This window comes from Planktosalinus sp., assembly GCF_059864935.1.
This window is the reverse complement of sequence record NZ_JCBCCK010000042.1, coordinates 1-4,386: the sequence shown is the minus strand read 5'-3', so window position 1 is coordinate 4,386 and position 4,386 is coordinate 1. Positions and strand designations below refer to the sequence as shown.

Annotated in this window: 5 protein-coding genes; 4 read left to right on the top strand and 1 reads right to left on the bottom strand. The window is 39.9% G+C overall.

The genetic code is table 11. The features are described 5' to 3' along the window. The 4 genes from AC6F75_RS01790 to AC6F75_RS01775 all read left to right on the top strand — a co-directional run. Window positions 1–622: quinone-dependent dihydroorotate dehydrogenase (locus AC6F75_RS01790; RefSeq protein WP_500713209.1), on the top strand; the 622-nt coding region annotated here is incomplete at its 5' end. 10 nt (window positions 623–632) lie between these two features. Then, window positions 633–1,250, top strand: coding sequence for a LysE family transporter (locus AC6F75_RS01785; protein ID WP_500713208.1), 618 nt, complete (start codon window positions 633–635; stop codon window positions 1,248–1,250). Between the two features lie 48 nt (window positions 1,251–1,298). Beyond that, on the top strand, window positions 1,299–2,165 hold the full coding sequence (locus tag AC6F75_RS01780) for a hydroxymethylglutaryl-CoA lyase-like TIM-barrel protein (RefSeq protein ID WP_500713207.1): 867 nt from the start codon (window positions 1,299–1,301) through the stop codon (window positions 2,163–2,165). 1 nt (window position 2,166) lies between these two features. Continuing rightward, window positions 2,167–3,702, top strand: coding sequence for a 5'-nucleotidase C-terminal domain-containing protein (locus tag AC6F75_RS01775; protein WP_500713206.1), 1,536 nt, complete (start codon window positions 2,167–2,169; stop codon window positions 3,700–3,702). Window positions 3,703–4,116: 414 nt separating this feature from the next. Here AC6F75_RS01775 and AC6F75_RS01770 read toward each other — a convergent pair. After that, a partial coding sequence (locus AC6F75_RS01770) for an ArsC/Spx/MgsR family protein (protein ID WP_500713205.1) occupies window positions 4,117–4,386 on the bottom strand: 270 nt, incomplete at its 5' end.

Genomic DNA, 4,386 nt, shown 5'->3' with positions numbered 1-4,386 from the left:
CAAAGGTGTGCTCATTGGCGGAAACATTGGTAAAAACAAAGCAACCCCTAATGAACAAGCTGTTGATGATTACCTGATTTGTTTCAACACACTTTATGAGCATGTTGATTATTTTGTGGTGAATGTTTCATCGCCCAACACGCCCAATCTACGTGAATTGCAGGATAAGAAGCCGCTCACAAAGTTGTTGCAGCGACTTCAGGATGAAAATAAAACCAAGCCGAAACAGAAACCCTTACTTTTAAAAATTGCACCCGATTTAACAGATGAACAATTACTTGACATCATCGATATTATAAAAACAACAAACATAGCCGGGATCATTGCCACAAACACCACCTTGTCACGAGACGGATTAGTTTCTGAAAACAAATCTGAAATGGGAGGTTTAAGTGGAAAACCCTTAACCAAACGTTCCACTGAAGTCATACGTTTTTTGCATACCCAAAGTGGAGGTGCTTTTCCAATCATTGGAGTGGGAGGCATACACTCTGCAGCCGATGCACTTGAAAAACTGGATGCAGGTGCCAGCCTGGTGCAGCTCTATACCGGTTTTATTTATGAAGGCCCCCAATTGATCAAAGAAATCAACAAAGCAATTCTGAAATCAAATAGGGCATAGCTAATTTTTTATGATTGAATTACTCATTTCCTTCTGTATTGCTTCTGCGGGAATGGCAATTTCACCGGGACCGGACAATGTCTATGTGCTCACCCAAAGCATTACCAATGGCGCATCCTATGGCATCGCCACAACAGCCGGGCTTATATCAGGGTGTATTGTTCACACGACACTTGTGGCTTTTGGCATTTCAGCAATTTTAATGGCTTCTGAAACAGCGTTTATCGGGATTAAAATTGCCGGTGCTATGTACTTGATTTATCTGGCATACAAGGTTTACAAAGCCGGTAATACATTGATGATTACTTCTGCAGGAGCAATAAAAAAATCTCATTTTCAATTGTTTAAACAAGGGGTAATCATGAACATCCTAAACCCTAAAGTTACTATTTTCTTTATGGCGTTCTTTCCCGCTTTTCTTTGGGATACTTCAGGAAATACCGTTTTACAGTTTTATATTTTAGGCGGTTTGTTTATGGTGATTGCTTTTGTCATTTTTTCTGCTATTGCATTGCTTTCGGGGCGCATCTCCCTGTTTTTACAAAAGCAAAAAGGAGCCGGTATGTTTTTTAAATGGTTGCAAATCATTGTATTTATGGGTATAGCGGTTTTTCTTTTTCTTCCGTAAAGAAATTGTATTTTTACATCGCTGAATTTTCAGCAGTTTGTACTATTTATGAGCCAAAAAATAAAAATCATTGAATGCCCCCGTGATGCTATGCAAGGCATCAGAGACTTTATTCCCACCGATAAAAAAGTGCAATACATTCAGTCGCTTTTGCGATGTGGCTTTGATACCATCGATTTTGGCAGTTTTGTTTCGCCCAAGGCCATTCCGCAAATGGTTGATACTGCCGAGGTGCTTTCAAGACTTGACCTTTCCAAAACCGAAAGCAAACTGCTGGCCATCGTTGCCAACGTGCGCGGGGCAGAAACGGCAGCCACTTTTCCTGAAATAAACTATTTGGGTTATCCGTTCTCCATTTCCGAAAACTTTCAGATGCGGAACACCCACAAAACCATAGCCGAATCACTGGTAGTTTTGCAGGAAATACTCAACATCGCCGAAAGCAGTAACAAAGAAGTCGTGGCTTATCTGTCTATGGGTTTCGGAAATCCCTATGGTGACCCCTGGAACGTGGAAATCGTGGGCGAGTGGACTGAAAAACTGGTCGCAATGGGCATTAAAATCCTTTCACTAAGTGATACTGTGGGCACATCTACACCTGATGTGATTACTTACCTATATTCCAATTTAATTCCTAAGTTTTCGAACATTGAATTTGGAGCTCATTTGCATACCACTCCCACCAGCTGGCACGAAAAAGTAGATGCAGCATATAAAGCAGGGTGTCGCCGTTTTGATGGTGCCATTCAAGGTTTTGGCGGTTGCCCGATGGCGAAAGATGAACTCACCGGCAATATGCCCACAGAAAAGTTGTTGTCTTATTTTACAGCAAATAAAGCCGATACCAATGTATCCTGGATGTCATTTGAAAGTGCGCACAATGAAGCCACAAAAATTTTCACTAAATACCACTAAAATGAAAAGAATTATATGGACAGTGCTAATTGTAGCCGGAATTTTTCAGTCTTGTAAATCTCCGCAACAAGTCACAACCGAGGTAAAAGATGACGGCGTAATTACCTTTAAATTTATTCAAATCAACGATGTGTATGAAATTGCCCCACTGAGCGGTGGTCGCTATGGAGGAATGGCTCGTGTAGCTTATTTGGCTGATTCTATTAAAGCTGTTGAGCCGAATAGTTTTTTAGTAATGGCAGGCGACTTTCTAAGTCCCTCGCTTATGGGAACTATGAAAGTGGACGGCGAACGCATAATGGGGCGTCAAATGATTGAAGTAATGAATGCGATGCGTTTTGACTTGGTGACCTATGGCAATCACGAATTTGACCTCAAGGAAAACGAATTCCAAAAACGTCTTAACGAATCCAATTTTCAGTGGGTTGCCACCAATGCAAAGCAAGTCACAGAAGAGGAACCTGTGCCATTTACTATTGAAAGAGACGGTCAATTTCAACCCATTCAGGAGACTTACCAACTGTTGTTGAGCAATGCCGATGGTACAGAAGTAACCCTTGGTTTTTTTGGGGTAACCATTGACAGTAATCCGCAGCCTTATGTCGCTTATGAAAATTACCTTGATGCAGTAAACAGGGTGTATCCACAACTGAAAGAAACTTCAGATATACTCATTGCGCTTACTCATCTTGGAATTGAGCAGGACAAAAAACTGGCCGAAACGTTTCCCGCAGTTTCATTGATTATGGGTGGTCATGAACACCACAGTATGTTGCTTGACGCCGGAAATGCCAAAATTGCAAAAGCCGATGCCAATGCCAAAACCATTTATGTGCATACGCTCACATTTTACAAAAATCAAAACCGTTTGGTAATAGATTCAGAATTGGTTACCGTTGATGACAGTGTTCCCTCACAACGTTTTGTGGAAGAAATTGTTGAAGATTGGAATGTGATTTTGGAAAGGGAAATCAAAAAAGTCATCAAAGACCCGTATGAAGTGATTTATATGGCCAATGTACCTCTTGACGGGACAGATAGTGCCAGCCGGGGAATTCAAACCAATCTTGGCGGATTTATCGCTGAAGCTATGGCTGCATCATTCAACTATGAAGTGGATGGGGCTTTGGTGAACGGGGGCTCTATTCGTGTTGATGATATGCTGGAAAATGAAGTGACACCGGTGGATGTTTTTAGGGTGTTGCCCTTTGGAGGCGGAGTCCTTAAAGTTGAACTTACCGGAAGTTTACTTAAGGAAGTGCTTGATTATGGCAAACAGGCACGCGGACGCGGAGCCTACTTACAACGATTTAATTTTTCCGAAAACGAAAAAGGGGAGTGGCAAATCAACTTTCAACCTATTGACCCAGATAAAACCTACACTGTAGCATTTAGTGACTATTTATTATTAGGACTCGATGTTCCATTTTTAAATCCTGAGAATGAAGGTGTAAAAAGTGTTTACAGACCCTCAGAAACCGAAATAGCACATGACATCCGTAAGGCAGTGGTTGAGTTTTTAAAGCGATTGAAGTAGTAGTGTTAAACCATTTTATTTCAAAATTCAAATTTATGATTTCAAATGTCAAATTTACGATGTTATTAGAAGTTTTTCTCCCGAAGACCTGCCTATCTACAGACAGGTTGCTCAGATGAGTGCAGAAAAATTTGAGATGAAAAATTTGAAATTCATAACCAATAAGAAATTAAGATAAATACCTTTAAAGCTTCTTAATATTTCTTAATGCCTTAATGGTTCAGAGAATAGTTCAAAAGTTTTTTTTTAACCAATAAGAAATTAAGATAAATATACCCTTAAAGCTTCTTAATATTTCTTAATGCCTTAATGGTTCAGTGATGGTTCAGAGAATAGTTTAAAAGGTTTTTTTTAACCATTAAGAAATTAAGGGTTGTTAAGATGGAAACCAGTAAAAGAAATGGAAAATAAAAACTATAAAAACTCTCTAATCTTTTCCGGTGGGCGGCCTACAAGAGCTTTGTTGCCTTTTATTACTATGGGACGTTCAATCAATTTTGGATAAGTGGCCATTGCTTTAACTATTTCATCGTCAGACAAGTCTTTTCCTTTGAAGTTTTCTTTCCAGTCTGCTTCTCCGGTGCGAACAAGTTCGATGGGCTTTATACCAAGCATTTTAATGATTTCCTTGATTTCTTGAGCAGAAGGCGGGTTTTCCAAATACAACACAGTCTCAAACTCCTT